The following is a 22,645-nucleotide window of genomic DNA, read 5'->3' as shown; positions in this document are numbered from 1 at the left end:
GCGGCCTGCGTCAGTCTCCCACCGCCGTCGTGCTTTCCATCCCGGCGGCGTGGACAAGGGGGTGCGCCAGTTCGTCGTCCGGCATCCGGGCGGCGGCCACCGCGACGATCGCCATGACCGGGCCTACGCCCCCGGCCACCAGGAAAATCAGCCAGATGGGCAGCACCTCGGCGGCGGGGCCGGCCAGCGCCATGGACACCGGCATGAGCGCTAGTGAGACGAAAAAGTCCAGGCTGGACACCCGGCCCAGCAGCTGCGGCGGCACGCGCCTCTGCAGCAGGGTGCCCCAGATGACCATGCCCACGCTGCCGGTGGCGCCGAAGACGAACAGTGCCGCGGCAACGGCCCAGAAGCTGTCCATGATTCCGACGGCGGCCAGCGGCAGGGTGCCCGCGCCCCACGCCGCCATCATCACCGTGAGGTAGCGGCGGGGGAGCGGCAGCGATGCGGTGAGGAGCGAGCCGAGCGCCGAGCCCGCTCCGAGGACGGCGAGCAGAAAGCCGAACATGCGGGAGTCGCCGCCCAGCTGGTCGCGCACCACGAAGGGAATCAGCACTTCGATGGGGCCGATCAGGAACAGCACCGAAATGCAGGCCCAGAGCAGCGTCCAGAGGAGCCAGGGCGTGCGGACTGTGTACGCGACGCCCTCGCGGAGGTCCTGGACGAAGGTGGATTTCGACGCGGCCTCAGTGCCCTCCTCCGTTCGGGGCGCCGCCAGGGCGTGCCGGCCCAGGAAATTCAGCACGATGAACGCCGCCAGGTGGCACACAGCCACCGCTGTCACCGCGTGCGACGGCGACAGTGCCGCCACCACGATGCCCGCCACCGCCGGGCCGGCAGCCTGCTGCAGCACCGGGCGCATGGTCCCTTCCAGCCCGTTCGCGGCCAGGAGGTCGCCGGGCGGAAGGATGCGCGGCAGGATGGCGGAGTAGGCCGGAAAGAAGAAGGCCGCGCCCACGCCCAGCACGAACGCGCCGAGTGCCAGGTGCCAGACCTGCAGCAGCCCGGCCATAGCCAGTCCGCTCACGGCGGCGATGACCGCCAGGTTGGTCCCCTCCACCGCGATAATGAGCCGGCGCTGCGGAACCCGGTCCGCCGCGATCCCGCCGGCCAGCACGAACGCCACCAGACCAACGCTGCCGGCGGCCGCCACCGTGGACAGTTCCAGCGGGCCGCCGCCCAGGTGGATCACCTCGTAGACCATGGCCACGGCCCACATGCCCGAGCCGAAAATCGAGATGGCCAAAGCCGCGGTCAGGACCCGGTATTCACGGTGGGCAAACGGCCGCAGGGCCTTGGGGGTGGGCATCCCCCAATTCTAGTTCCGCCCTCCTGCCGCGTTGTGGTGTCAGCGGGCCAGGAGGCTGGCGGCTTCCTGGCGGGTGGTGCCGGAGTCCTGGATGCCTTCGGCGATGTGGGCGAGGTGTTCGGGGATTTCGCGGCCCTTTTTGCGCATGGCGGTGGCCCAGAGCCGGCCGGCGCGGTAGGAGGAGCGGACCAGGGGCCCGGACATGACGCCGAGGAAACCGATTTCCTCGGCCTCGTGCTGCAGGTCCAGGAATTCCTGCGGCTTGACCCACCGGTCCACGGGCAGGTGCCGCTCGGACGGGCGCAGGTACTGGGTGATGGTGATCAGGTCACACCCGGCACCGTGCAGGTCCCGGAGGGCCTCGCTGATTTCCTCGCGGGTTTCGCCCATGCCCAGGATCAGGTTGGACTTGGTGACCATGCCCAGGTTCCGCCCCTGCGTGATGACATCCAGGGACCGTTCGTACCGGAACGCGGGCCGGATCCGCTTGAAGATCCGGGGCACGGTCTCGACGTTGTGCGCGAACACCTCCGGGGCCGAATCGCAGATCGCCGCGATGTGTTCCGGTTTGCCGGAGAAGTCAGGGATCAGCAGTTCCACCCCGGTGCCGGGGTTCAGCTCATGGATCTTCCGGACCGTCTCGGCGTACAGCCACACACCCTCATCGGCCAGGTCATCCCGGGCCACCCCGGTCACGGTCGCGTAGCGCAGGTTCATCGACTGCACCGACCGGGCGACCTTGGTCGGCTCGAACATGTCCACCGGGGACGGTTTGCCGGTATCGATCTGGCAGAAATCACACCGCCGGGTGCACTCGGACCCGCCGATCAGGAACGTCGCTTCCCGGTCCTCCCAGCACTCGAAAATGTTCGGGCAGCCGGCCTCCTCACACACCGTGTGCAGGCCCTCTTTCTTCACCAGGTTCTTGAGCCCGACGAACTCCGGGCCCATCTGGACCTTCGCCTTGATCCACTCCGGCTTCCGCTCCACCGGGACAGCCGCGTTACGCTGCTCAATCCGCAGCATCTTCCGGCCCTCAGGTGCCAGTGTCATCAGTACTCTTTCCTTAGCATTCCACGACGTTGACGGCGAGGCCGCCCATGGCCGTTTCCTTGTATTTGGAGGACATGTCCTTGCCCGTTTCGCGCATGGTCACGATGACCTCGTCGAGGGAAACGCGGTGCGTGCCGTCGCCCCACAGCGCCATCTTTGCGGCGTTGATGGCCTTGGCGGCAGCGATCGCGTTGCGTTCGATGCACGGGACCTGGACCAGGCCGCCGATCGGATCGCAGGTCAGGCCCAGGTTGTGCTCCATGGCGATTTCCGCGGCGTTTTCCACCTGCTGGGGCGTGCCGCCCATGACTTCGGCCAGGCCTGCGGCGGCCATTGACGACGCGGACCCGACCTCGCCTTGGCAGCCCACCTCGGCGCCCGAGATCGAGGCCTGTTCCTTGTAGAGCACCCCGACGGCGCCGGCGGTCAGCAGGAACTTGACTACGACGTCGTCGCGGTCTTCCTGCGTGGCCTTGTCCATGCCGGGCGCGTAGTGCAGCGCGTAGTACAGGACCGCGGGAATGATGCCGGCCGCGCCGTTGGTCGGTGCGGTCACCACCCGGCCGCCGGAGGCATTTTCCTCGTTGACGGCCAGCGCGATCAGGTTCACCCATTCCTGCCAGTACTTCGGGTCCCGGTCCTTGTCCTCCTTCAGGAGGCGTTCGTGCCAGTCGGGCGCACGACGGCGGACCTTCAGCCCGCCGGGCAGGAGTCCTTCGCGCTTCAGGCTGACTTCAACGCACTCCTCCATGACGGCCCAGATTTCCAGCAGTCCCTTGCGGATCTCCTCTTCGGACCGTGAGGCGCGCTCATTGACGAACATGATCTCGCCGATGGACAGGCCCTTGGACTGGCACCGGCCCAGCAGCTCCGCGGCGGTGCGGAACGGCAGGGGCAGTTCCTTCTTGGACTCGTCGAGTTCCTTGAGGGCCGCATCCTCTTCGCCCTCGCGGACAATGAAGCCGCCGCCCACGGAGAAGAATGTTGCCGTGTGCAGCACCTCGCCGGCAGCGTCCGTGACCGTGAACGTCATCCCGTTGGTGTGCCGGGGCAGGACCGTCAGCGGACGGAGCACCATGTCCGCCACCCCGTAAGGCAACGGAACCGCCGTCGCGCCGTCCACTGCGCCGGCCAGCTGGAGGGTTCCGGTCTCGGCGATTGCTGCGAGCCGGTCCTCCACCTCGTCCGGGAGGATCTTCTCCGGGTGGTAGCCCTCCAGGCCGAGCAGGACAGCGGTCATGGTGCCGTGTCCGTGCCCCGTCGCGGCCAGCGATCCGTAGACGTCCACGCGCAGCCCCGCGACGTCGGGGAGCTTCCCGGATGCGGCGAGCTCCCCGGCGAATACCGCTCCGGCGCGCATCGGCCCCACAGTATGGGAGCTCGAAGGCCCGATCCCAATGGAAAAGAGATCAAAGACTCCAACGGCCATGACAGGTTCCTAACTAAAAGTTATGTGCCGAGATGGCAGTTCACACCAATGTTCTTCCGATTCATTGCCGTGAACTGCCATCTCGCGCGTGGTTAAAGCCCCGGGTACAGCGGGTGCGCAGCGGCGAGTGCCTCTACGCGGTGACGCAGGCCGGAAAGGTCAGCGTCGGCGTCGGCCGTCAATGCCTCGGCGATGATATCCGCAACCTCGGCGAAGGCAGCCTCGCCGAAGCCTCGGGTGGCCAGGGCCGGGGTGCCGATGCGGAGGCCGGAGGTGACCATCGGCGGGCGCGGGTCGAAGGGCACGGCGTTGCGGTTGACGGTGATGTCAATGGCAGCCAGGCGGTCCTCGGCCTGCTGGCCGTCGAGCTCGCAGTTGCGCAGGTCAACCAGGACCAGGTGCACATCCGTGCCGCCCGAGACCACGCTGATGCCCTTGGCGGCAACGTCTTCGCGGGTGAGGCGGTCGGCCAGGATGCGGGCACCAGCCAGGACGCGCTCCTGGCGCTCCTTGAACTCCGGCGAACCTGCGATCTTGAACGCCACGGCCTTGCCGGCGATGACGTGCTCCAGCGGGCCGCCCTGCTGGCCCGGGAACACTGCCGAGTTGATCTTCTTGGCGATGCCGGCGTCGTTCGAGAGGATGATGCCGCCGCGCGGACCGGCGAGGGTCTTGTGCGTGGTGGACGTGGTGACGTGGGCGTGCGGCACCGGTGAGGGGTGCAGCCCGGCGGCCACCAGGCCGGCGAAGTGCGCCATGTCCACCATCAGGTAGGCGCCGACGGAGTCGGCAATCCGGCGGAACTCGGCGAAGTCCAGCTGGCGTGCATAGGCGGACCAGCCGGCCACGATCAGCTGCGGCTTGTGCTCCTGGGCCAGGCGCTCCACCTCGGCCATGTCAATGGTGTGGGTGTCTTCGCGGACCTGGTAGGGGACCACGTTGTAGAGCTTGCCGGAGAAGTTGATCTTCATCCCGTGCGTCAGGTGGCCGCCGTGGGCCAGGTTCAGGCCCATGATGGTGTCGCCGGGCTTGATCAGCGCGTGCATCACCGAGGCGTTCGCCTGCGCGCCGGAGTGCGGCTGGACGTTGGCGTATTCCGCGCCGAACAGGGCCTTCACGCGGTCGATGGCCAGCTGCTCGATGACGTCGACGTGCTCGCAGCCACCGTAGTAGCGCTTGCCCGGGTAGCCCTCGGCGTACTTGTTGGTCAGCACGGAGCCCTGCGCCTGCATCACTGCCACGGCGGTGTGGTTCTCCGAGGCGATCATCTCCAGGCCGTCGCGCTGGCGGCCCAGCTCGGCGTCGATCTTTACTGCGATCTCCGGGTCCAGGGCGGACAGGTCTGCGTTCAGGCTCGGAGCGTCTACCTGCTGGAAAGCGGCGGTGGCGGGGGCGCTCACAGCTCGCCGCCGTTGGCTGCCGCGTATTCCTCAGCGGTCATGAGGGGGCCTTCTTCGGAGACGGCAACCTTGAAGAGCCAGCCTGCGCCGTAGGGGTCGCTGTTGATGAGGGCGGGATCGGCCACGACGGCTTCGTTGATCTCGGTGATCTCACCGGTGACGGGGGCGTACAGGTCCGAGACGGACTTGGTGGATTCCACCTCGCCGCAGGTTTCGCCGGCGGTCACGGTGGAGCCGACCTCGGGCAGGTCCACGTACACGATGTCGCCCAAGGCCTCGGCGGCGACGGCGGAGATGCCGATACCGGCGGGGCCGTCGCCATCAACGGCAACCCACTCGTGCTCGGCGGAGTACTTCAGTTCAGCGGCAACTTTAGCCATGGTGTTACTTCCTTAAGTTCGTGTTTAAAAGTGAGAGAGCGTCGGGCCAGGCAGCACATTAAGTGAGAGAGCGTCGGGCCAGGCAGCACATTAAGTGAGAGAGCGTCGGGGAGTGGCCTGCAGCCGGAAGCGTGCGCCTAAGGGAGGCGTCGCGTCCGCGCAGCGGGCGCCTTCGCGACCGAGCACGCGGAGGATGTCGGCCACTCCTTTACTTCCGGCGCTTGTAGAACGGGAGGGCTACAACCTCGAAGGGTTCGGCCTTGCCGCGGAGATCGATGTCCAGGGCGGTGCCCACCTCGGAGTGTTCGACGTCGACATAGGCCATGGCGACCGGGTAGCCGAGGGTGGGGGACGGCTGGCCGGAGGTCACCTCGCCCACGACGTTCCCGTCCTTCATCACGGGGTAGTGCGCACGGCCTGCCCGGCGGCCCAGGCCCTTGAGGCCCACGAGCCTGCGCCCGGTGGTGGAACCTGCGCCGGCTGCCTTCAGTTCGGCCAGGGCTGCCTTGCCCACGAAGTCGGACTCCTTGGCCAGGGACACGACCGGGCCCAGCCCTGCAGCGTAGGGGTTGCCTTCGCGGGAGAGTTCGTTGCCGTAGAGCGGCATGCCGGCTTCGAGGCGGAGCGAGTCGCGGCTCGCGAGGCCAGCCGGAATAAGCCCCTGGTCCTTGCCCGTCTCGAGGAGTGCGTCCCAGAGGGCGGAGGCCTGGGCGTTGGGCACGTAAATCTCGAAGCCGTCTTCGCCGGTGTAGCCGGTGCGGGCCAGGAGCAGGTCCCGGACAGTGCCGTTGACGGCCATGCCTACCTCCACCGCTGCGTAGTACTTCAGCTCCGTCACCAGGCTGTGCTGGTCAGCGGGGACCAGGGTCAGCAGGATGGCTTCGGCGCTGGGGCCCTGCACCGCGATGAGCGACGTTTCGGCGGAGACGTCCTCCACCGTGACATCGAAGTTGGCGGCGCGCTCCGCCAGGGCCGCGGCCACAACGGCGGCGTTGCCGGCGTTGGGAACCACCAGGTACCTGTCATCGGCGCGGCGGTAGGAGATCAGGTCATCAATGATGCCGCCGTCTTCCTGGCAGATCAGCGAGTACTTGGCCTTGCCCACGGCGACGGCGGAGAGCTTGCCGGCCAGGGCGTAGTCCAGGAATGCCGCGGCGTCCGGCCCGGTGACCCAGACTTCGCCCATGTGGGAGAGGTCGAACAGGCCGGCGGCGTTGCGCACGGCCCGGTGTTCGGCCAGCTCGGATTCGTACTTGAGGGGCATCTGCCAGCCGCCGAAGTCGGTGAACGAGGCGCCGGCCTTCTTGTGCTCGTCGTAGAGCGCAGTGAATTTCTCGGTCATTGGAACTGGTCCTTTAGTTGTTGGGGCCTGCCGCGGTGTCCTCGAACTCCTCGAGGGGTGGGCAGGAGCAGATGAGGTTGCGGTCGCCGGCTGCACCGTCGATGCGTCCCACAGGCGGGAAGTACTTGTCCTGCTTCAGGGACGGAAGCGGGAACGCGGCCTGCTCGCGGGGGTAGCTGCGGTCCCAGCCGGTGTTGACCACGGCGGCAGCGGTGTGGGGTGCGTTCCGAAGCGGGGAGCCGGCCAGGGTGAAGTCGCCGTTGGCAACCTGCTCGATCTCGGCGTGGATGCTGATCATCGCGTTGATGAAGCGGTCGATTTCGCCCAGGTCCTCGGACTCGGTGGGCTCCACCATCAGGGTTCCGGCCACCGGGAAGGCAAGGGTGGGAGCGTGGAAGCCGTAGTCGATGAGGCGCTTGGCCACGTCCTCGGCGGTGACGCCGGTGCGGGCCGTCAGTTCACGCAGGTCCAGGATGCACTCGTGCGCAACGAGTCCGCCTTCGCCGGTGTACAGGACGGGGAAGAAGCCGTTCAGGCGGGCTGCGACGTAGTTCGCGGCCAGCAGTGCGGACTTCGTGGCCTCGGTCAGGCCGGCGCCGCCCATGAGCTTGACGTAGGCCCAGGAGATGGGCAGGACGCCGGCAGAGCCATAGCGGGACGCGGAGATCGCCACGCCGTGGCCTTCCGCTGCGTTTTCGGAAGAAGCGCTGTTGGCGTCACCGGGCATGAAGGGGGCCAGGTGTGCCTTGGCTGCGACCGGCCCGACGCCGGGTCCGCCGCCGCCGTGGGGGATGCAGAAGGTCTTGTGCAGGTTCAGGTGCGAGACGTCTCCGCCGAACTTGCCCGGCTGCGCCAGGCCCACCAGGGCGTTCAGGTTGGCGCCGTCGACGTACACCTGGCCGCCGGCAGCGTGGACGGCGTCGCAGACGTCGCGGACGTCGCCGTCGTACACGCCATGGGTGGACGGGTAGGTGATCATGATGCAGGACAGGACGTCCTTGTTGGCCTCGATCTTCGCGGTCAGGTCTGCGTGGTCGATGGTGCCGTCAGATGCGGTGGCAACCACGACGACCTTCATGCCTGCCAGGACCGCGGAGGCGGCGTTGGTGCCGTGCGCGGAAGCGGGGATGAGGCAGACCGTGCGCTGTTCGTCGCCGCGGGACAGGTGGTAGCCGCGGATGGCCAGCAGGCCGGCGAGCTCGCCCTGGGATCCGGCGTTCGGCTGGATGGACACCTGGTCGTAGCCGGTGACTTCGGCGAGGTCGGCTTCCAGGCCCTCGATCAGTTCACGCCAGCCGGCGGTCTGGGACTCCGGTGCGAACGGGTGGATCGAAGCGAATTCCGGCCAGGAGATGGCTTCCATCTCGGCGGTGGCGTTGAGCTTCATGGTGCACGAACCCAGCGGGATCATGGTGCGGTCCAGTGCCAGGTCACGGTCCGAGAGCCTGCGGATGTAGCGGAGCAGCTGCGTCTCCGAGCGGTGGGTGTTGAACACAGGGTGCGTCAGGTAACCCGAGGTGCGGACGACGGCGGAGGGCAGCTCGAACCCGGCCGCGTCGCCTACGGGGCCGGCGCCAAAGGCGACGGCGACGGCGGAGAGGGTTGCCGCCGTCGTGGTTTCATCCACGGAGACACCCACGGTGTCCTCGTCGACGAAGCGGAGGTTGATGCCGCGCGCTTCCGCGGCGGTGATGACCTTGCCGGCATTGCCCGGGACGCGGACGGTCAGGGTGTCGAAGAAGGAGCCGGACACGAGCTCGCGGCCTGCGGCTTCCAGCGTGGCGGCCAGGAGGCGGGCGTTGTTGTGGACGTTCTCGGCGATGGCCTTCAACCCGTCCGGGCCGTGGTAGACGGCGTAGAAGGAGGAAACGATGGCCAGCAGCGCCTGCGCGGTGCAGATGTTGGAGGTGGCCTTCTCACGGCGGATGTGCTGCTCGCGGGTCTGGAGCGCCAGACGGTAGGCGGGGGCGCCGGCGTCGTCCTTGGACACGCCCACCAGGCGGCCCGGGAGGGAGCGTTCCAGGCCTTTCTGGACGGCCATGTAGGCGGCGTGGGGGCCGCCGAAGAACAGCGGGACGCCAAAGCGCTGGGTGGAACCGACAGCGATGTCGGCGCCCTGCTCACCCGGAGGGGTGATCAGGGTCAGTGCCAGCAGGTCGGCCGCGACGGTGACCAGGGCGCCCCGGGATTTTGCCTCGGCGATGACGCCGGCCTGGTCCCACACCCGTCCGGAAACACCGGGCTGCTGCAGAACGATGCCGTTAATGGGGCCTTCGGGCAGGCCGGCGGAGAGGTCGGCGACTTCCACCTCGAAGCCGAGGGCCTCGGCGCGGCCTTTGACGATGGCGATGGTCTGGGGCAGGACGTCAGCGTCAAGGACCGTCTTGCCGTCCTTGGCGTCCTTGTTCTTGTTGGCCCTGCGCATCAGCAGCACGGCTTCGGCCACGGCGGTGGCTTCATCCAGCAGGGAAGCGTTGGCGATGGGCAGGCCAACCAGGTCCTGGACCATGGTCTGGAAGTTCAGCAGGGCCTCGAGGCGGCCCTGTGAGATTTCCGGCTGGTACGGCGTGTACGCGGTGTACCAGGCAGGCGCTTCCAGGATGTTGCGGCGGATCACGGCCGGCGTGATGGTGTCGTAGTAGCCCTGGCCGATCATCTGCACGGCAGTCTTGTTCTTGGCGGCCAACCGGCGCAGTTCGGCCAGCACCTCAACCTCGCTGAGGGCGTCCTGCAGGCGAAGGGCAGTCTCCTGGCGGATGGACGCAGGAACCGCCACGTCAACAAGGCCGTCCACGGAGTCGTAGCCAACGGCCTTGAGCATGGTGTCGATGTCGGCCTGGCGGCGCGCGCCGATATGCCGGTCAACGAACGTTGATTGAAGGGACTGAATCGTCATGAGGAACTCCAGGTCTGGCCTGCCATGGGGGTGGCACGGTATACGGTGGGCTCCTCCCCGCTCTGTATTGGACCTGAGAGATTCCGCAAGACCATGAAGATCCGCTTGCACCGTCGGTGAGCCTGGCGCTTCGCCTGGCTGCTTTCCAGAGTTGCCTCGCCGCGACGGTACATGGGCCTGAGAGATTCCTGGGGAGGATTTGCTCCTACGGCGCCTGCCCGGATGTCGGTCCGGGAGAACTCTCCCGCCGCAGCTCGAAAGGCATATTAAAATGTGGGTGATTCGGCTCACAAGGTACACGACAATGCGTCCCGAGGCAAATCCGCGCCCCTCCATCCGGCGGGAAGGCGGTGGTCCTGGACGCTCCTGCTGCAGCAGTCAGCGGGACGTTTGACATTCCCGGCCGGCCGGCAACACACTGGTTCCGGATCGTGCGGCATGGACCGGGGCGGCCGCCAAGGCAGCCTGGCTTTATCCCCACGACAACCGACAAAGCCTTTGACCTGCGGCGGGAGAGACCTGCCCCGGTACATCCAGCAGGCGCCGTAGGAGCAAGTCCTCCCCAGGAAACTCTCAGGCACCCCGTACCGCCGCGGCGAGGCAACTCTGAAAAGCAGCCGGACTCCGGCTCACCGACGGTGCAAGCGGATCTTCATGGTCTTGCGGAAACTCTCAGGTCTATACAGAGCGGGGAGGAACCGAATCCCTGCGGCGCCCCGGCGTTGCTCGAACGATGGAGTTCCACGTGACCGTTCCTCCCTCCCCGTCCGCCCGCGCGGCAGGCCGGCGCAACGAGCCCCCGCGCCCTGGCGCAGACGGTTTCGTCCTCACGTTCCAGTGCCCCGACTCGCTTGGCATCGTCCAGGCCGTGGCCGGGTTCCTGCTCACGCAGGAGTGCTACATCCTGGACATCAAGCAATTCGGGGACCATGCCGGCGGCCAGTTCTTCATGCGGGTGCACTTCAGCGCTCCGGACGGCAGGGAAGCGGACCGGCTCCGCGAAGATTTTGCGCCAGTGGCCGCCGAGTGGCGGATGGAGTGGCAGCTGGAGCGGGATGGCCGCAGGCAGCCCATCCTGGTGATGGTGTCCAAGTATGACCATTGCCTCCGCGACCTGCTGTTCCGGGCACAAAACGGCGAACTTCCCGTGGAGATCGTGGCTGTCGTGTCCAATCATCCGGACCTGTCCGGCCTGGTGGACTGGCACGGCGTCCCGTTCCACCACATTCCGGTCACCCCGGAGACCAAGCCCGACGCCGAAGCGCAGCTTTTGGCGCTCGTGGACAGCTACGGGGCGGAGCTGGTGGTCCTGGCCCGCTACATGCAGGTCCTCAGCGACGCTGCCACGGAGCGGCTTAGCGGGAAGGCCATCAACATCCACCACTCCTTCCTGCCGAGCTTCAAGGGCGCCAGGCCCTACCACCAGGCCTACGAGCGCGGGGTCAAGACCGTCGGCGCCACGGCCCACTACGTCAACTCAGAACTGGACGAGGGGCCCATCATCTCGCAGCAGGTCATCGAAGTGGACCACGCCTACGGACCGGCGGACCTGGTCACTGTCGGCAAGGATGCCGAGTGCAAGGCGCTGACCAACGCGGTCCGCTGGCACGCCGAAGGACGCATCCTGCTCTCGGGAAACCGCACGGTCATCCTGCGATGACTGCAACTGCTGCGGTGCCTGCGCGCGCCGCAGCAGGCCGGCGGTCCGCGACAGTAAACCTTAAGCATGCTTAGTATTGCCCGTAGGATGGGGGAAAACGCGGCAGCTGCTGCTGCCGCCGGACGCGAACGAAGGTGACCATGGCCAAGCGCAGCAATCCAGCATTCCGAATCGCCCAGGAAACCGCGCACAACGCGGTGTTCGACGCAGACGGCAAGCCCAAACCCGGCGTCCATAACCTGCTCCTCCGCGCGGTGGAGATCCAGCGCCCGCTGGTCGTGGCGTACATCAAGAGGCTCCAGCGAAAGCACCCCCGCGCCACTGCGGCGCAGCTGGCTGACTTCCTGGAGCGCGACTACCTGCGTGCCGTGACAGGCGGGGGTGCCGTGGTAGGTGCCACCGCCGTCGTCCCCGGGGTGGGAACCGTAGCGTCCCTGGGGCTTTCCGCGGCCGCAACCGTGGGGTTCCTGGAGGCCACGGCGCTGTATGCCACCTCGCTGGCCGAACTGCACGGCATTCGGATGACCAATCCGGAGAAAGCCAGCACCATGGTCATGGCGATCATGCTCGGCGAGGAAGGCACCACCCTGCTCGGCACCCTCAGCGGGCAGGCCGCCAGCAACGGCGTGGGTGCAACCAAGGCCTGGGGAAATGTCCTCTCCAAGGCGATGCCGGGTTCCGGATGGGGAGCTGTGCGGAACCGCATCCAGAAGGCTTTCCTGAAGAACCTGCTCAAGCGGCAGGGCACAGCGATGTTCGGCCGCGCCCTGCCCTTCGGCATCGGTGCTGTGGTGGGCGGAGCGGGTAACCTCGTGATGGGCCGTGCGGTGGTGGCCAATGCCAAAGAGGCGTTTGGTCCCATGCCGGACACCATTCCCGGGGAGCTCACGGCCGCCGCCGCAGCTCCGGACAACCCCGCGCTGGAAGGCGACACCTTTGGATCTCAACGCTGACCTCGGCGAATCATTCGGCTCCTGGAACATGGGGGACGACGCCTCCATGTTCCGCCTCGTCACAAGCGCGAACCTGGCCTGCGGGTTCCATGCCGGTGATCCTGTCACCATGCTGGACAGCTGCCGTGCCGCCTACGAACTCGATGTCACCGTGGGCGCGCACGTTGGCTACCGTGACCTTGCGGGGTTCGGCCGCCGCTCCCTGGACATGAGTTTCGATGAGCTGTTCGGCGACGTGCTCTACCAGCTGGGCGCGCTGGACGGGGTGGCGCACGCCGTGGGCGCCTCCGTGGACTATGTGAAGCCGCACGGTGCGCTGTACAACCGGATCGTTGCCGACCCCGACCAGGCCTCGGCAGTGGTGGCCGCCGTCAACGCCTACGATCCCGGCCTGCCCATCCTTGGCCTGCCGGGGTCCGAACTTCTCAACCAGGCCAGGGACGCCGGGCACCCCGTGTTCGCGGAGGCTTTCGTGGACCGCGCCTACCTCCCGGACGGCAGCCTGGTGCCGCGCTCCCGGGAAGGGGCGGTACTGCACGACGTCGACGCGATCGTCGAGCGGGCCGTGCGCCTTGCGACCAAGGGCGAGGTAGTGGCCGTCGATGGCACGCTGGTCCAGGTGCGGCCTGACTCACTGTGCATCCACGGGGACACCCCCGGTGCCGTGGAGATGGCGGAACGCGTCCGGGCCGGCCTGGAAGCCGCCGGCGTGGAGCTGGAGTCCTTCGCCTGACCTCTACGCCGCGTTGCTTTAAGAAGCCGGGTCAGCCGAAGATCAGGTGCGCCACGGAGAAGATCGCCAGCCCCGCCAGCGAGCCCACGACGGTGCCGTTGATCCGGATGTACTGCAGGTCCCTGCCCACCTGCAACTCGATCTTCCGGGAGGTCTCTTCGGCATTCCAGCGGGCCACGGTGTCCGTGATGACGCCGGCGATGTCGGAGCGGTAGGTCCGTACCAGGTACCCCGCAGCGTCGCCGATCCAGGCGTTGACCTTGCCGGCCAGCTCCGGATCGTTCACCAGCCGCGACCCGAAGTCCCGCACCGCCGCCTTGAACTTGATGGTCAGGTCGCTGTCGGGATCGTCCACGGCCCCCAGAAGGGCGTTCTTCACGGTGTCCCAGGTGCGCGATGCCAGCTCCCGCACCTCGGGGTCGCCCAGCACCTGTGCCTTGATGCCTTCTGCCCGGGCAATCATGGCCGGATCGTGCTGCAGGTCCCGGGCCAGGTCGTTGAGGTACTTGTCGATCTGCGTGCGCACCTGGTGGTTGGGGTCGGCCTGCACCGCCTTGACGAACTTCAGGATCTCCACGTACACCTTGTCGCCCACCAGTCCGTCCACGAACTGCGGAACCCAGGTGGGGGAGCGGTCCGAGACCAGTCGGGAGACGGTTACGTGGTTGTCGTCCACCCAGTCCGCGGCGCGGTCCACCAGCAGGTCAACCAGGGCGTGATGGTGCCCGTCATGGAAGATACGCTCGGCAAGCCGTCCCACGGGCGGTCCCCACGGCGGAGCCAGCAGATGCTTGCGCACCATGCCCTCGATCACCGCCTGGACGTCGTCGTCATTCAGGACCTTGAAGGCGCCGCGGATGACGGCGGCGCCTTCCTTGGCCACCCGGTCAGCCCCGGCCGGGGTGGCCAGCCATTCCCCGGCACGGCGGGCAATATTGACGCTGGCGAGCTTCTCCTGCACCACCTGCTCCGAGAGGAAGTTGGTTTCCACGAACTCGCCGAGCGAGGCGCCGATCTGGTCCTTGCGGCGCGGAATGATGGCGGTGTGCGGAATTTTGATGCCCAGGGGGTACTTGAACAGTGCTGTGACCGCGAACCAGTCCGCCAGCGCACCGACCATGCCGCCCTCCGCCGCGGCCCGCACGTACTGCAGCCACGGATACTCCTTCTGCAGCGCAAACGCCACCACGAAGACCACGGCCATGGCGATCAGCAGCGCCAGGGCCAGAGCCTTCATTTTCCGCAGCGCTGCCGCCTTTTCGGCGTCCGCTTCCGTGAGCTGGTGGCGCACGGCGGCGCCACCGCGGGTGCGCGGGGTCGCCTTCGGTGCGGGACCGGCCGGGTCCGGGCGGGTAGTTGGCTCAGAGTTCACCTGCATGTGCCCAGCCTAGTCCCGCACGCCCGGCCCGGTCCGCTAGCGTGGCACCATGACAGTTGACGGCCCAGGCCCACACCGGCCGCTGGTCTTTGCCCACCGCGGCTCGAGTGCGGCGTTCGCCGAACACACGCGGGCCGCCTACCTGCAGGCGCTGGCGGACGGCGCGGACGGCGTGGAATGCGACGTCCACCTCACCCGGGACCAGCACGTTGTCCTGCTGCATGACGCCAACCTGGACCGGACCTCGGACGGCACCGGCCCTGTCGCCGAGCGGACGCTCCAGGAACTGCACCACCTGGACTTCTCCTCCTGGAAGGGCGCCCGGATTCCGGAAGCCTTCGGGGCGCGGTCCGAGCAGTTCCTGACCCTGCCGGACCTGCTGGACCTCCTTCGCGAGGCCGGACGGCCGGTGCGGCTGGCCATCGAACTGAAGCACCCCAGCCCTTATCAGTTGAAGCTGGAGGACCGGGTCCTGGAGGTGCTCCGCGCCGAGGGGTTTGACCCGGAAAACTCCACGCTGGACAACGTGGATGTGACGTTCATGAGCTTCAGCCCCGAATCGGTCCGCCACCTGCTGGAAACCGTACCCGCGCCCTACGTCTGCCAGCTGGTGGACGACATCGACATCCACGAGATCCGGGGCGGCCTGGGACTGGGCCCCATCACCGGCAGCGCGGTTGCCAACCTGATGAAGGCCACCCAGCTGGAGGCCGAACGGATCCTGGATGCCGGCACCGCCGGACTGGCCGGACCCGGCATCGACTACGTGCGCGAGCATCCGGAAACCATCCGGCGCTGGCACGACGCCGGGCGGCGGTTCCGGGTGTGGACCGTGGATAAGCCGGAGGACGTGGCGCTGTGCCGGGAGGCGGGCATCCACGAGATCACCACGAACGTCCCCGCGCTGGTACTGGACCAGCTCCGGGTTACGAGCGGCGGCGGTTGCTGTGATTGAGTTGGGGCATGCTGTTTCCGCGGTCCCGAAGGGCGCCCCGTAGCCTTCCGGGGAATGCCGGGAACCTCTCCGCCGCTGCCATGGGCGCATTGCTCCTGGCCAGCGCCTGGCACCACTTCCGGAACCCCCGCTTCTACCACCAGGTGGTGCCGCGCTTTCTGTGCCGCGAAGATGCGCTCGCTACCCGGAAAACCGCCGCAGCAGCGCACGACGACGGCGCGCACCACAGCGACGGCCGGCCTCTCGCGGTGCTCACCAGGGATGAATGGATTGCGGTGAGCGGCCTGCTCGAGTTCGCCGCCGCCGTCGGAATCCTCCTCCCGTCGACACGGAAGTCGACGGCCACCGCGCTTACCGTGATGTTCACCGCGTTCATGGCGGGGCACATCGATGCACTGCTTCGGGCCTATGGTCCCCGGGGAACGCCGCTGCAGCGGGGGATCCACACCCTGCGCCTTCCCCTGCAGGCGCCGCTGGTTGCCTGGGCCTGGAGCCTGCGCAAGCCGGGCGGCGCGCGGCTCGGCGGAGGCCGCCCGTGAAAAAGTTGCTGGCGTCGCAGGCCGTCCGCGTGGGCATCTCGATCAGCATCGCCACCGGGCTGTACGGGGTGTCCTTCGGGGCGCTGTCCGTCACCTCGGGGCTCGACTTCTGGCAGACCATGGCGCTGAGCGTCCTGCTGTTCAGCGGTGGCTCGCAGTTCGCGTTTATCGGCGTGGTAGCCGGGGGCGGTTCGGGCATCGCCGCGATGAGCGCCGCTACGCTCCTGGGCATGCGCAACGGGATCTACGGCATGCAACTCAACGCACTGTTCCGGCCATCCGGCTGGCGCAGGTACGTGGGTGCGCAGCTCACCATCGACGAGTCCACCGCAACCGCCACCGGCCAAGCGGATCCCGTGGAACAGCGGCGTGGATTCTGGACGGCGGGCATCGGCATTTACGTGCTGTGGAACCTCTTCACCGCTGTTGGCGCGCTTGCCGGGAGCGGGCTGGGGGACCCCAAGCAGTGGGGGCTGGACGGGGCCGCTGTCGCAGCCTTCCTTGCCCTGCTGTGGCCGCGGCTCAAGGGCCGTGAACCCGTCGCCATCGCGGCGGCGTGCGCAGTGGCCACCGTTCTTGCCGTGCCGTTCGTCCCGGCCGGCGTGCCCATCCTGGTGGCCGCCCTGGTGGCGGCGGTGGCCGGCTGGTTCAGCCACGGCCGCAGTGACGAAGGGCTCGAGCCGGACGTTGAACCGTATTCGGACCACGGCCGCCACTCCGGGACCGCACCCATCGCCGGCAGCCCCCAAGCCGGGCACCCCTCCGGAGGGGACGCATGAGCCTGTGGATCTGGCTGCTCGTTGCCTGTGCGCTCGCCTACGCCTGGAAGCTGGTGGGGTATCTGGTGCCGGCCAGGCTCCTGGAGAATCCCCGGACGTCCCGCATTGCCGGCACCATGACCATCGGCCTGCTGGCTTCCCTCACCGTCGTGAACGCCGTGGCGTCCGGGCAGCAGCTCGCAGCCGACGCCCGCCTTGGCGCCCTGGCGGCAGCCGCCGTCGCCCTCGCGTTCCGGGCCCCGTTCCTGGTGGTGGTGATCGCCGGAGCCGGAACCGCGGCCCTCCTGCGCCTGTTGGGCTGGAACTAGGGACGCCGGCGGTTGCCCGGTGCCGTCGACGCGTGAGCTGAATCACTCCCACTGCCGCCCGGCGGTTGTAGGATGAGATTGGCTATGCAGTTGGCCTTGGGAACTTCTTCTGAACGGTATCCATGGATCATCAACTGCAGGCAGCCGGAGACAGGGCAGGCCGGCCCGTCCACCCCAATGGCCGACGGAGGGCAGGACTTCCGGCCAAACGCTTCTTCAGGCGCTTTGCCGGTCTCGCCGACGTCCCTGATCAGGACCTTGAGCTGTTTGCGGCGGGGCTGCGAAAGGCAATGGAGTTCGGCCCGGAGTCCCCGGTACCGGGACTCAAGGCCATGGTGCGCCGCGAAATGGCCAAGCGGAAGCCGGCAGGGCGGCCCGAGGGCATGGAGGAATTGGAATGAGTGAGCAGGAGCACGGAAGCGGCGGGGACTACGAACGCGGAAACCCGGCCGGAAAGCCCCGGCAGGGCTACCGGGATACCCGGGGGTCGGAGGGTACCCGTGAACTGCGGGATACGGCCCGGCGCCGGCGTGACGCGGAGGAGAAGCTGCAGCAGCACCTCATGGAAGCTAAGGACCACATCCCTAACGAGCGCCGCCAGCACTAGCCGGAGCGATCCAATCCCGGGCTTCGGTCCGGAGGCGGGTTTCCTCCACGGCCATCTCGTACCAGGTCTGCGCCCCAAACTCCGGTTCCGGGGTGTCCAGGTTCTGGAACAACGCATCCAGCAGCCTGGCCAAGTCCTCCGAGGACATGGCGGGCAGGATTTCCTCGGGGCCGCGGGGATCGCTGAGGCAACGGAAAAGCAGCGTGGAGTGGTTCATTTCCGTGCTGCCGGTGAACGCCGGACGGGCAAGTTTGGCTTCATTGGGGCTCCATCCTGAGACTTCCAGGGGCTGGCTGCGTAACCCTCTTCGAGTGTATGGCACCCGCTGGGCGCCCACAATGGCCCCGGCGGCTCTGTACCCGGTGGGCTCAGCCCGCCTGCGAGGCGTCGGCCGCAGGGGACGCGGCGGCTTCGGCCACCCCGGCTGGAGCCACAGCGGCTGGTACCGGCACCTGCGGCGGGAGCGGCCGCGCCGGACGCTGGGCGCGGATGGCATCTTCCACGAGCGCAAGCGGCCGCCGCCACGCGTCAGAGCCTGGCTCCATGGTGTCCACCACGCTGATGAGCATTGCCAGCAGCCGGAACATGTCCGTCATGGCGATGTCCGCCCTCAGGCTGCCCTGACCCTGGCCGCGCACCAGCAGGACGCTGATGGATTCGACCAGCGATCCGGTAATGCCGGTCAGCAGTCCGCGGCGGCCTGCCACGGCTCCGAGCAGGTTTGCATCGGTGCTGGCCGCAGCCATGATCGCCTCCATGACCCTGAACAGGCCGGCGGCAGCGTCGATATCGGCCAGGGCCCCATCCATCACCGGATCCACGGTGAGCCGCAGTTGCCGGTTAAGGGTGGCCAGTACCAACTCTTCTTTGTCCGCAAAATTCCGGAACAGGGTGGCGGGGCCGACTCCTGCGGTGATGGCAATGGTTTGCAGGGGCACTTCGGGGCCAAAATCCCGGAAACACTGCCGCGCCGCCGTGATGATCTTGTCCACGTTCCGCGCGGCATCGGCGCGGAGGGGTTTGCGGGCGACTGCGACACTCATGCCAAGAGCCTAGCAACGCAGCCTGGGCCCGACATCCTTACTGGAGGGTAGGAGGTAATGTGACACGCCCACGGGCCCGCCGGGATGGGTGGCCGTGGCACACTGGGCCCATGTTGCTTGCGTTTTCTGTTGCCCCTTCCGGCGTCCCGGCGGGTGGCGCCCGGCCGGATGATGCGTCGGTGCACGACGCCGTTGCCGCCGCCGTGAGGATCGTCAGGGAGTCGGGGCTGCCCAACCGCACCAGTTCCATGTTCACCGAAATAGAGGGCGAGTGGGATGAGGTGTTCGACGTCGTCAAGCGCGCCACCGAAGCGGTGGGCCAGTTCGGCAGCCGTGTTTCGCTGGTTATCAAGGCGGACATCCGGCCGGGCTACACCGGGGAACTGACGGCCAAGGTCGAGCGCCTGGAAGAGGCCATCGGCGAAGCCCCGTAGGCACCGTTCTCCTCTGGACCGCCGACTGGCAGCGTGCCAGACTGTGGCCATGTTCGAGCACAAGCCCCTGCCCGGGTGGATCGACACGGAAAGGTTCCTGTCCGACGTCGTGGTTCACCCCGGCGCGGCGCTGCAGCGCGTGGCGGCGGCCGCGGAGGAGGCCGGCCTTCCGCGCATCGAAGTGGCGCCCAACGCCGGAAAGATGCTCAAGCTGCTGGTGCAGCTCACGGGTGCCCGGCGCGTCCTGGAGATTGGCACACTGGCCGGATACAGCACCATCTGGATGGCGCAGGGACTTCCCGCCGACGGAACCGTGGTCACCTGCGAATTCCTGCCCAAGCACGCCGAGGTGGCGTGGGCCAACATCGATGCCGCCGGCCTGGGCGAGAAGGTGGAGATCAGGCTGGGCCCCGCCCTGGACACCCTGGCGGCACTTGAGGAGGAAGGGCGTGGGCCCTTCGATTTCATCTTCATCGACGCGGACAAGGAAAACGACAGCAAGTACCTCGACTGGGCGGTGAAGCTCGGCCGGAAGGGTGCGGCTGTGGTGCTGGACAACGCCGTGTGGGAAGGCGCAGTGCTTGACCCGGGCATGGACCCGGTGAACGCTCCCGGGATCGTGGAAGCACTCAGGTTCCTCGGCTCGCACCCTCGGCTGGACGCCACCGTGATCCAGACCGTGGGCGCCAAGGGTTGGGATGGGTTCGCCCTGGCCCGGATTACATAGGCCCTGCGGCGCAGGAGCAGGCCCGGGGGCCGCGGGCACAAAAAACGGGCCGCTGCGTGCAGGGGCCCGTTTCCGTGAGTTTGGCTAGTCCTGCTTAAAGGCGTCCTTTACCTTTTCGCCGGCCTGCTTGAGGTCCGCCTTGGCCTGGTCTGTCTGGCCTTCGGTGCGGAGACTCTCGTCATCCGTGGCCCGACCGGCGGCTTCTTTTGCCTTGCCGCCCAACTTCTCGGCGGTGTTCTCGATCTTGTCATCCAAACCCATGGCATTGCTCCCTTCGGCTGGTGGCCGGCAGGCCCTTCCGCCAGCCATGCCCCCAATGCTAGCCAGCAATGGGGCGCTGCAACAGGCCCGGAGCGGGGACTAAACCAGGTCCGGTGCGCTGGCCACGATGTAATCGGCGGCAGCCGGGCCGGTCATGGAGAGGTTGTTGCTGTCGGGGTCGATTCCGTGGGCCTGCATGGCTGCCCAGAGTGACTCGGGCGGCTGCAGCTGGGCTTTCTGGATCAGGCACCAGCTGGTGTACAGGCCGTAAAGCTCATCGCGTCCGAGGCCGAGGCCCGGCTCCCTGTCAGGGACGACTGCTTCGGCAAGAAAATCTTCAAAATGTGTCGCAGGCATGTCCGCTCGTTTTCGGGGTCGACCGTGGAGCCGCCGGATCTGCTTCAGCGGCCTGCCGGCTCCGGACCGGAACCAGCAGAGTAATCATGAAAGTATTCCAGACGGCGCACGATGTAAAGTTGCCTGCCCCTTACATCCTTGTGTGCCTGTCCCTGCATGCTCCAAATGGGCCCGCCGCCGGCAAACGAGGGGGCCGACGGCGACTGGGGGGACTGGCCTCGGTCTCAGTAGAGGCCATCTCACCGCCGACCCCGCTAACGCCCCGGACTGCCGACCGCCAGCCTCAGTAAACCCGGGAAATCAAAGGGACCTACAGGACAATTTTCCTCCTTCAGGAGGCGTTCTGCCTAGTCCTTCTTCGGCTCGGACGCGTACTTCTCCCGGAGCTCGCGGCCGCGCCTGATGTCCTCTTCCTCCTGCGCCTGCAGCTTTTCGCTCTTCTTAGTGCCACGCGGGGGAAGCTGAATCGTTTCCTCCGCCTTGATGCCTGCCTGGAGCTGGCGGCCGCGCTCCATCTCGGCGTCGAACTCCGCGCCGAACAGCAGGGCCATGTTCAGGATCCACAGCCACAGCAGCATGACGATCACGCCACCGAGTGCCCCATACGTCTTGTTGTAATTTCCGAAGTTGCCCACATAGAAGCCAAAGCCGAGGGACGCCAGCAGGAAAACCACCAGGGCGATTCCGGAGCCAAGGCTCATCCACTTGAAGCGGGGCTGCTTGACGTTGGGAGTGGCGTAGTAGAGGACAGCGATGATCACGATGATGAGCGCTACCATGACCGGCCACTTGGCGATGTTCCAGACCGTGAGGAAGGCACCGCTGAGCCCGATCAGGCCGCCCACTGCCTCTGCGACGGGGCCGCTGAGCACCAGCATGCCGCCCAGCAGCGCCACGATGACGATGGCCAGGAGCGTCACGGCCAGCATGGTGCCGCGCAGCTTGACGAACCCGCGCCCCTCGTCCACTTCGTAGATGCGGTTCATGGCCCGGCCAAACGCGCCAACGTAGCCGGACGCGGACCACAGGGCAGTGGCAAGACCGATGACCAGGGTGAACCCTGCCGCGGGCGCACTGGCCAGCTCTTTTACGGTTCCGCCCACTGTGTTCACGGTTTCGGCGGGAGCAAAGCCGCGAACGATCTCGATCAAGGCGTTGGTGGTCTTTTCCGGATCACCGAAGAGCCCTACCAGCGAAACGAGGGCCAGCATCGCCGGGAAGAGCGACAGGATCCCGTAGTACGTAAGGGACGCCGCCAGGTCGGGGCACTGGTCCTTGGAGAATTCGCGGAGCGTCTTCTTGGCGATGTACTTCCAGGACGGCTTTTCGACGTCGGTTGGGCTGTCCGGTTTGCGGGTGTCGTCCGGCGCGGGGGCCTGCCCCGCCTTTGCCGTGCTGGTTTCGGATGAGTCGTGAGTGGCCATCGGGTTTCCTCTCGATCAGGGGGTGACACCGGACAGGCCGGCCCCGCAGCGGGCGGGGCCGGCCTGTCCGGTGGTGCGTTTGCCCTTGCGGCTTTCCCGGCAGGGCGTGGGGCCGCCAGGTTTAGGTGTGTTGGATGTGGTCTTTGGCGTTGGTGGCGCGGTCCTTGACGTCGGTGGCGGCGGTTTGGCCTTCGGCTTTGACGTTTTGGGCGGCGTCGGTCGCGGCGGTTTTGACGTGGTCCATGGCTTCTTGTGCTGGTGCTTTGAGGTCTTCGGCCATGTTTTTGGCGGCGTCGGTGACCTGGGTGGTGAGGGGTTCGGCGGCGGTTTTGAGCTGGTCCGCGGCCTGGCGTTCCTTGTCCGTGGGCGGGATCAGGGAGGAGACGAGCATTCCGGCGCCGAAGGCGATCAGGCCTGCGGCCAGGGGGTTGCCCTGGGTTTTGGCTTTGACCTGGTCCGGTGCGTGGGAGACCGCGGTGCCGGCGTCGGAGAGCCGGGTGGTGACGGTGTCCTTGGCGTCGTGGAGGGTGCCGGTGGTGTGTCCGGCGCCGGTGTGCATGGTGTCCTGGACGCGGGTGGTGGTGTGGTCTGCTGTGCCCATGATTTTCTCCTTCACGCCGGTGAGGGCCTCTTTGGCCTTGTCGGTTTGGCGGTGGACGATGTTGGACGGGCTGACTT

25 protein-coding genes and 2 riboswitches are annotated in these 22,645 nt (G+C 67.3%); of the genes, 11 read left to right on the top strand and 14 right to left on the bottom strand.

The window, feature by feature from the left end:
* Positions 1-10 precede the first annotated feature (10 nt).
* The 7 genes from ACIQCM_RS10565 to gcvP all read right to left on the bottom strand — a co-directional run bounded on the left by ACIQCM_RS10565 (position 11) and on the right by gcvP (position 9,809).
* A complete protein-coding gene (locus ACIQCM_RS10565) occupies positions 11-1,309 on the bottom strand; it encodes an MFS transporter (RefSeq protein WP_400607449.1) in 1,299 nt (432 codons plus the stop codon).
* Positions 1,310-1,348: 39 nt separating this feature from the next.
* On the bottom strand, positions 1,349-2,362 hold the full coding sequence (gene lipA / locus ACIQCM_RS10560; protein WP_400633678.1) for a lipoyl synthase: 1,014 nt from the start codon (positions 2,360-2,362) through the stop codon (positions 1,349-1,351).
* A 13-nt stretch (positions 2,363-2,375) separates the two neighbouring features.
* Positions 2,376-3,791, bottom strand: coding sequence for an L-serine ammonia-lyase (locus ACIQCM_RS10555; RefSeq protein WP_400608482.1), 1,416 nt, complete (start codon positions 3,789-3,791; stop codon positions 2,376-2,378).
* Between the two features lie 92 nt (positions 3,792-3,883).
* Complete coding sequence (gene glyA / locus ACIQCM_RS10550) at positions 3,884-5,191, bottom strand: serine hydroxymethyltransferase (RefSeq protein WP_400608480.1); 1,308 nt, start codon at positions 5,189-5,191, stop codon at positions 3,884-3,886.
* Positions 5,188-5,571 carry a glycine cleavage system protein GcvH gene (gene gcvH / locus ACIQCM_RS10545; protein ID WP_400608478.1) on the bottom strand — a complete coding sequence of 128 codons (384 nt, stop codon included), beginning with the start codon at positions 5,569-5,571 and terminating at the stop codon, positions 5,188-5,190. The genes glyA and gcvH overlap by 4 nt, the downstream gene beginning before the upstream one ends.
* A gap of 208 nt (positions 5,572-5,779) precedes the next feature.
* Positions 5,780-6,913, bottom strand: a complete 1,134-nt coding sequence (gcvT, locus tag ACIQCM_RS10540) for a glycine cleavage system aminomethyltransferase GcvT (RefSeq protein WP_400608476.1) — start codon at positions 6,911-6,913, stop codon at positions 5,780-5,782.
* Positions 6,914-6,926: 13 nt separating this feature from the next.
* Complete coding sequence (gene gcvP / locus ACIQCM_RS10535; RefSeq protein ID WP_400608474.1) at positions 6,927-9,809, bottom strand: aminomethyl-transferring glycine dehydrogenase; 2,883 nt, start codon at positions 9,807-9,809, stop codon at positions 6,927-6,929.
* Between the two features lie 155 nt (positions 9,810-9,964).
* A riboswitch (glycine riboswitch) is annotated at positions 9,965-10,066 on the bottom strand.
* 242 nt (positions 10,067-10,308) lie between these two features.
* Positions 10,309-10,409, top strand: a riboswitch (glycine riboswitch).
* 133 nt (positions 10,410-10,542) lie between these two features.
* Between gcvP and purU the strand changes: the two genes are divergently transcribed.
* The 3 genes from purU to ACIQCM_RS10520 all read left to right on the top strand — a co-directional run bounded on the left by purU (position 10,543) and on the right by ACIQCM_RS10520 (position 13,155).
* Positions 10,543-11,469, top strand: a complete 927-nt coding sequence (gene purU / locus ACIQCM_RS10530; protein WP_400608472.1) for a formyltetrahydrofolate deformylase — start codon at positions 10,543-10,545, stop codon at positions 11,467-11,469.
* A gap of 140 nt (positions 11,470-11,609) precedes the next feature.
* On the top strand, positions 11,610-12,422 hold the full coding sequence (locus ACIQCM_RS10525; protein ID WP_400608470.1) for a hypothetical protein: 813 nt from the start codon (positions 11,610-11,612) through the stop codon (positions 12,420-12,422).
* The gene (locus tag ACIQCM_RS10520; RefSeq protein WP_400608468.1) at positions 12,406-13,155 is read left to right on the top strand and encodes a LamB/YcsF family protein; all 750 of its coding nucleotides are present in this window, start codon (positions 12,406-12,408) and stop codon (positions 13,153-13,155) included. The genes ACIQCM_RS10525 and ACIQCM_RS10520 overlap by 17 nt, the downstream gene beginning before the upstream one ends.
* A 31-nt stretch (positions 13,156-13,186) precedes the next feature.
* On the opposite strand, the gene ACIQCM_RS10515 is transcribed toward ACIQCM_RS10520, so the two are convergent.
* Positions 13,187-14,533, bottom strand: a complete 1,347-nt coding sequence (locus ACIQCM_RS10515) for a DUF445 domain-containing protein (RefSeq protein ID WP_400608466.1) — start codon at positions 14,531-14,533, stop codon at positions 13,187-13,189.
* Positions 14,534-14,582: 49 nt separating this feature from the next.
* Here ACIQCM_RS10515 and ACIQCM_RS10510 point away from each other — a divergent pair, with 49 nt between their 5' ends.
* The 6 genes from ACIQCM_RS10510 to ACIQCM_RS10485 all read left to right on the top strand — a co-directional run bounded on the left by ACIQCM_RS10510 (position 14,583) and on the right by ACIQCM_RS10485 (position 17,721).
* The gene (locus ACIQCM_RS10510; protein ID WP_400608464.1) at positions 14,583-15,488 is read left to right on the top strand and encodes a glycerophosphodiester phosphodiesterase; all 906 of its coding nucleotides are present in this window, start codon (positions 14,583-14,585) and stop codon (positions 15,486-15,488) included.
* Between the two features lie 8 nt (positions 15,489-15,496).
* Positions 15,497-16,027 carry a hypothetical protein gene (locus ACIQCM_RS10505; RefSeq protein WP_400608462.1) on the top strand — a complete coding sequence of 177 codons (531 nt, stop codon included), beginning with the start codon at positions 15,497-15,499 and terminating at the stop codon, positions 16,025-16,027.
* Positions 16,024-16,806, top strand: coding sequence for an AzlC family ABC transporter permease (locus tag ACIQCM_RS10500; protein WP_400608461.1), 783 nt, complete (start codon positions 16,024-16,026; stop codon positions 16,804-16,806). The genes ACIQCM_RS10505 and ACIQCM_RS10500 overlap by 4 nt, the downstream gene beginning before the upstream one ends.
* Positions 16,803-17,114, top strand: coding sequence for an AzlD domain-containing protein (locus ACIQCM_RS10495; protein WP_400608459.1), 312 nt, complete (start codon positions 16,803-16,805; stop codon positions 17,112-17,114). The genes ACIQCM_RS10500 and ACIQCM_RS10495 overlap by 4 nt, the downstream gene beginning before the upstream one ends.
* 122 nt (positions 17,115-17,236) lie before the next feature.
* A complete protein-coding gene (locus ACIQCM_RS10490) occupies positions 17,237-17,515 on the top strand; it encodes a hypothetical protein (RefSeq protein ID WP_400608457.1) in 279 nt (92 codons plus the stop codon).
* Positions 17,512-17,721 carry a hypothetical protein gene (locus ACIQCM_RS10485; RefSeq protein ID WP_400608455.1) on the top strand — a complete coding sequence of 70 codons (210 nt, stop codon included), beginning with the start codon at positions 17,512-17,514 and terminating at the stop codon, positions 17,719-17,721. The genes ACIQCM_RS10490 and ACIQCM_RS10485 overlap by 4 nt, the downstream gene beginning before the upstream one ends.
* Here ACIQCM_RS10485 and ACIQCM_RS10480 read toward each other — a convergent pair.
* Positions 17,699-17,938, bottom strand: coding sequence for a hypothetical protein (locus ACIQCM_RS10480; protein WP_400608453.1), 240 nt, complete (start codon positions 17,936-17,938; stop codon positions 17,699-17,701). The genes ACIQCM_RS10485 and ACIQCM_RS10480 overlap by 23 nt on opposite strands.
* A 151-nt stretch (positions 17,939-18,089) precedes the next feature.
* Positions 18,090-18,764 (bottom strand): TetR/AcrR family transcriptional regulator, encoded by a 675-nt coding sequence (locus ACIQCM_RS10475; RefSeq protein WP_400608451.1) that lies wholly within the window; start codon positions 18,762-18,764, stop codon positions 18,090-18,092.
* 110 nt (positions 18,765-18,874) lie between these two features.
* On the opposite strand from ACIQCM_RS10475, the gene ACIQCM_RS10470 reads away from it, so the two are divergent.
* Both ACIQCM_RS10470 and ACIQCM_RS10465 read left to right on the top strand, forming a co-directional pair.
* On the top strand, positions 18,875-19,198 hold the full coding sequence (locus ACIQCM_RS10470) for an MTH1187 family thiamine-binding protein (protein WP_400608449.1): 324 nt from the start codon (positions 18,875-18,877) through the stop codon (positions 19,196-19,198).
* A 49-nt stretch (positions 19,199-19,247) separates the two neighbouring features.
* The gene (locus tag ACIQCM_RS10465) at positions 19,248-19,925 is read left to right on the top strand and encodes an O-methyltransferase (RefSeq protein ID WP_400608448.1); all 678 of its coding nucleotides are present in this window, start codon (positions 19,248-19,250) and stop codon (positions 19,923-19,925) included.
* A gap of 84 nt (positions 19,926-20,009) precedes the next feature.
* Here ACIQCM_RS10465 and ACIQCM_RS10460 read toward each other — a convergent pair whose 3' ends face one another.
* The 4 genes from ACIQCM_RS10460 to ACIQCM_RS10445 all read right to left on the bottom strand — a co-directional run.
* Entirely contained in the window at positions 20,010-20,186 is a 177-nt protein-coding gene (locus ACIQCM_RS10460) for a CsbD family protein (protein ID WP_400608446.1), read from the bottom strand.
* 99 nt (positions 20,187-20,285) lie between these two features.
* Positions 20,286-20,543, bottom strand: a complete 258-nt coding sequence (locus tag ACIQCM_RS10455; protein ID WP_400608444.1) for a hypothetical protein — start codon at positions 20,541-20,543, stop codon at positions 20,286-20,288.
* A 347-nt stretch (positions 20,544-20,890) separates the two neighbouring features.
* On the bottom strand, positions 20,891-21,967 hold the full coding sequence (locus tag ACIQCM_RS10450; protein WP_400608442.1) for a YihY/virulence factor BrkB family protein: 1,077 nt from the start codon (positions 21,965-21,967) through the stop codon (positions 20,891-20,893).
* Positions 21,968-22,088: 121 nt separating this feature from the next.
* Positions 22,089-22,645, bottom strand: a 557-nt coding sequence (locus ACIQCM_RS10445; RefSeq protein WP_400633676.1) for a hypothetical protein, incomplete at its 5' end; no start/stop codon positions are given.

It is taken from the genome of Pseudarthrobacter sp. NPDC092439 (genome assembly GCF_044754945.1).
GTDB lineage: Bacteria > Actinomycetota > Actinomycetes > Actinomycetales > Micrococcaceae > Arthrobacter.
The sequence above is the reverse complement of the archived record's forward strand: the minus strand, read 5'-3'. Positions and strand labels throughout refer to the sequence as shown.

What these genes read in the sequence shown, in the direction of transcription:
- ACIQCM_RS10565 (WP_400607449.1), bottom strand. Translation starts at nt 1,309, where the DNA reads ATGCCCACCCCCAAGGCCCTGCGGCCGTTTGCCCACCGTGAATACCGG.
- lipA (WP_400633678.1), bottom strand. Translation starts at nt 2,362, where the DNA reads ATGACACTGGCACCTGAGGGCCGGAAGATGCTGCGGATTGAGCAGCGT.
- ACIQCM_RS10555 (WP_400608482.1), bottom strand. Translation starts at nt 3,791, where the DNA reads ATGGCCGTTGGAGTCTTTGATCTCTTTTCCATTGGGATCGGGCCTTCG.
- gcvH (WP_400608478.1), bottom strand. Translation starts at nt 5,571, where the DNA reads ATGGCTAAAGTTGCCGCTGAACTGAAGTACTCCGCCGAGCACGAGTGG.
- gcvT (WP_400608476.1), bottom strand. Translation starts at nt 6,913, where the DNA reads ATGACCGAGAAATTCACTGCGCTCTACGACGAGCACAAGAAGGCCGGC.
- gcvP (WP_400608474.1), bottom strand. Translation starts at nt 9,809, where the DNA reads ATGACGATTCAGTCCCTTCAATCAACGTTCGTTGACCGGCATATCGGC.
- purU (WP_400608472.1), top strand. Translation starts at nt 10,543, where the DNA reads ATGGAGTTCCACGTGACCGTTCCTCCCTCCCCGTCCGCCCGCGCGGCA.
- ACIQCM_RS10525 (WP_400608470.1), top strand. Translation starts at nt 11,610, where the DNA reads ATGGCCAAGCGCAGCAATCCAGCATTCCGAATCGCCCAGGAAACCGCG.
- ACIQCM_RS10515 (WP_400608466.1), bottom strand. Translation starts at nt 14,533, where the DNA reads ATGCAGGTGAACTCTGAGCCAACTACCCGCCCGGACCCGGCCGGTCCC.
- ACIQCM_RS10510 (WP_400608464.1), top strand. Translation starts at nt 14,583, where the DNA reads ATGACAGTTGACGGCCCAGGCCCACACCGGCCGCTGGTCTTTGCCCAC.
- ACIQCM_RS10505 (WP_400608462.1), top strand. Translation starts at nt 15,497, where the DNA reads ATGCTGTTTCCGCGGTCCCGAAGGGCGCCCCGTAGCCTTCCGGGGAAT.
- ACIQCM_RS10495 (WP_400608459.1), top strand. Translation starts at nt 16,803, where the DNA reads ATGAGCCTGTGGATCTGGCTGCTCGTTGCCTGTGCGCTCGCCTACGCC.
- ACIQCM_RS10490 (WP_400608457.1), top strand. Translation starts at nt 17,237, where the DNA reads ATGGATCATCAACTGCAGGCAGCCGGAGACAGGGCAGGCCGGCCCGTC.
- ACIQCM_RS10485 (WP_400608455.1), top strand. Translation starts at nt 17,512, where the DNA reads ATGAGTGAGCAGGAGCACGGAAGCGGCGGGGACTACGAACGCGGAAAC.
- ACIQCM_RS10480 (WP_400608453.1), bottom strand. Translation starts at nt 17,938, where the DNA reads ATGAACCACTCCACGCTGCTTTTCCGTTGCCTCAGCGATCCCCGCGGC.
- ACIQCM_RS10475 (WP_400608451.1), bottom strand. Translation starts at nt 18,764, where the DNA reads ATGAGTGTCGCAGTCGCCCGCAAACCCCTCCGCGCCGATGCCGCGCGG.
- ACIQCM_RS10470 (WP_400608449.1), top strand. Translation starts at nt 18,875, where the DNA reads ATGTTGCTTGCGTTTTCTGTTGCCCCTTCCGGCGTCCCGGCGGGTGGC.
- ACIQCM_RS10465 (WP_400608448.1), top strand. Translation starts at nt 19,248, where the DNA reads ATGTTCGAGCACAAGCCCCTGCCCGGGTGGATCGACACGGAAAGGTTC.
- ACIQCM_RS10460 (WP_400608446.1), bottom strand. Translation starts at nt 20,186, where the DNA reads ATGGGTTTGGATGACAAGATCGAGAACACCGCCGAGAAGTTGGGCGGC.
- ACIQCM_RS10455 (WP_400608444.1), bottom strand. Translation starts at nt 20,543, where the DNA reads ATGCCTGCGACACATTTTGAAGATTTTCTTGCCGAAGCAGTCGTCCCT.
- ACIQCM_RS10450 (WP_400608442.1), bottom strand. Translation starts at nt 21,967, where the DNA reads ATGGCCACTCACGACTCATCCGAAACCAGCACGGCAAAGGCGGGGCAG.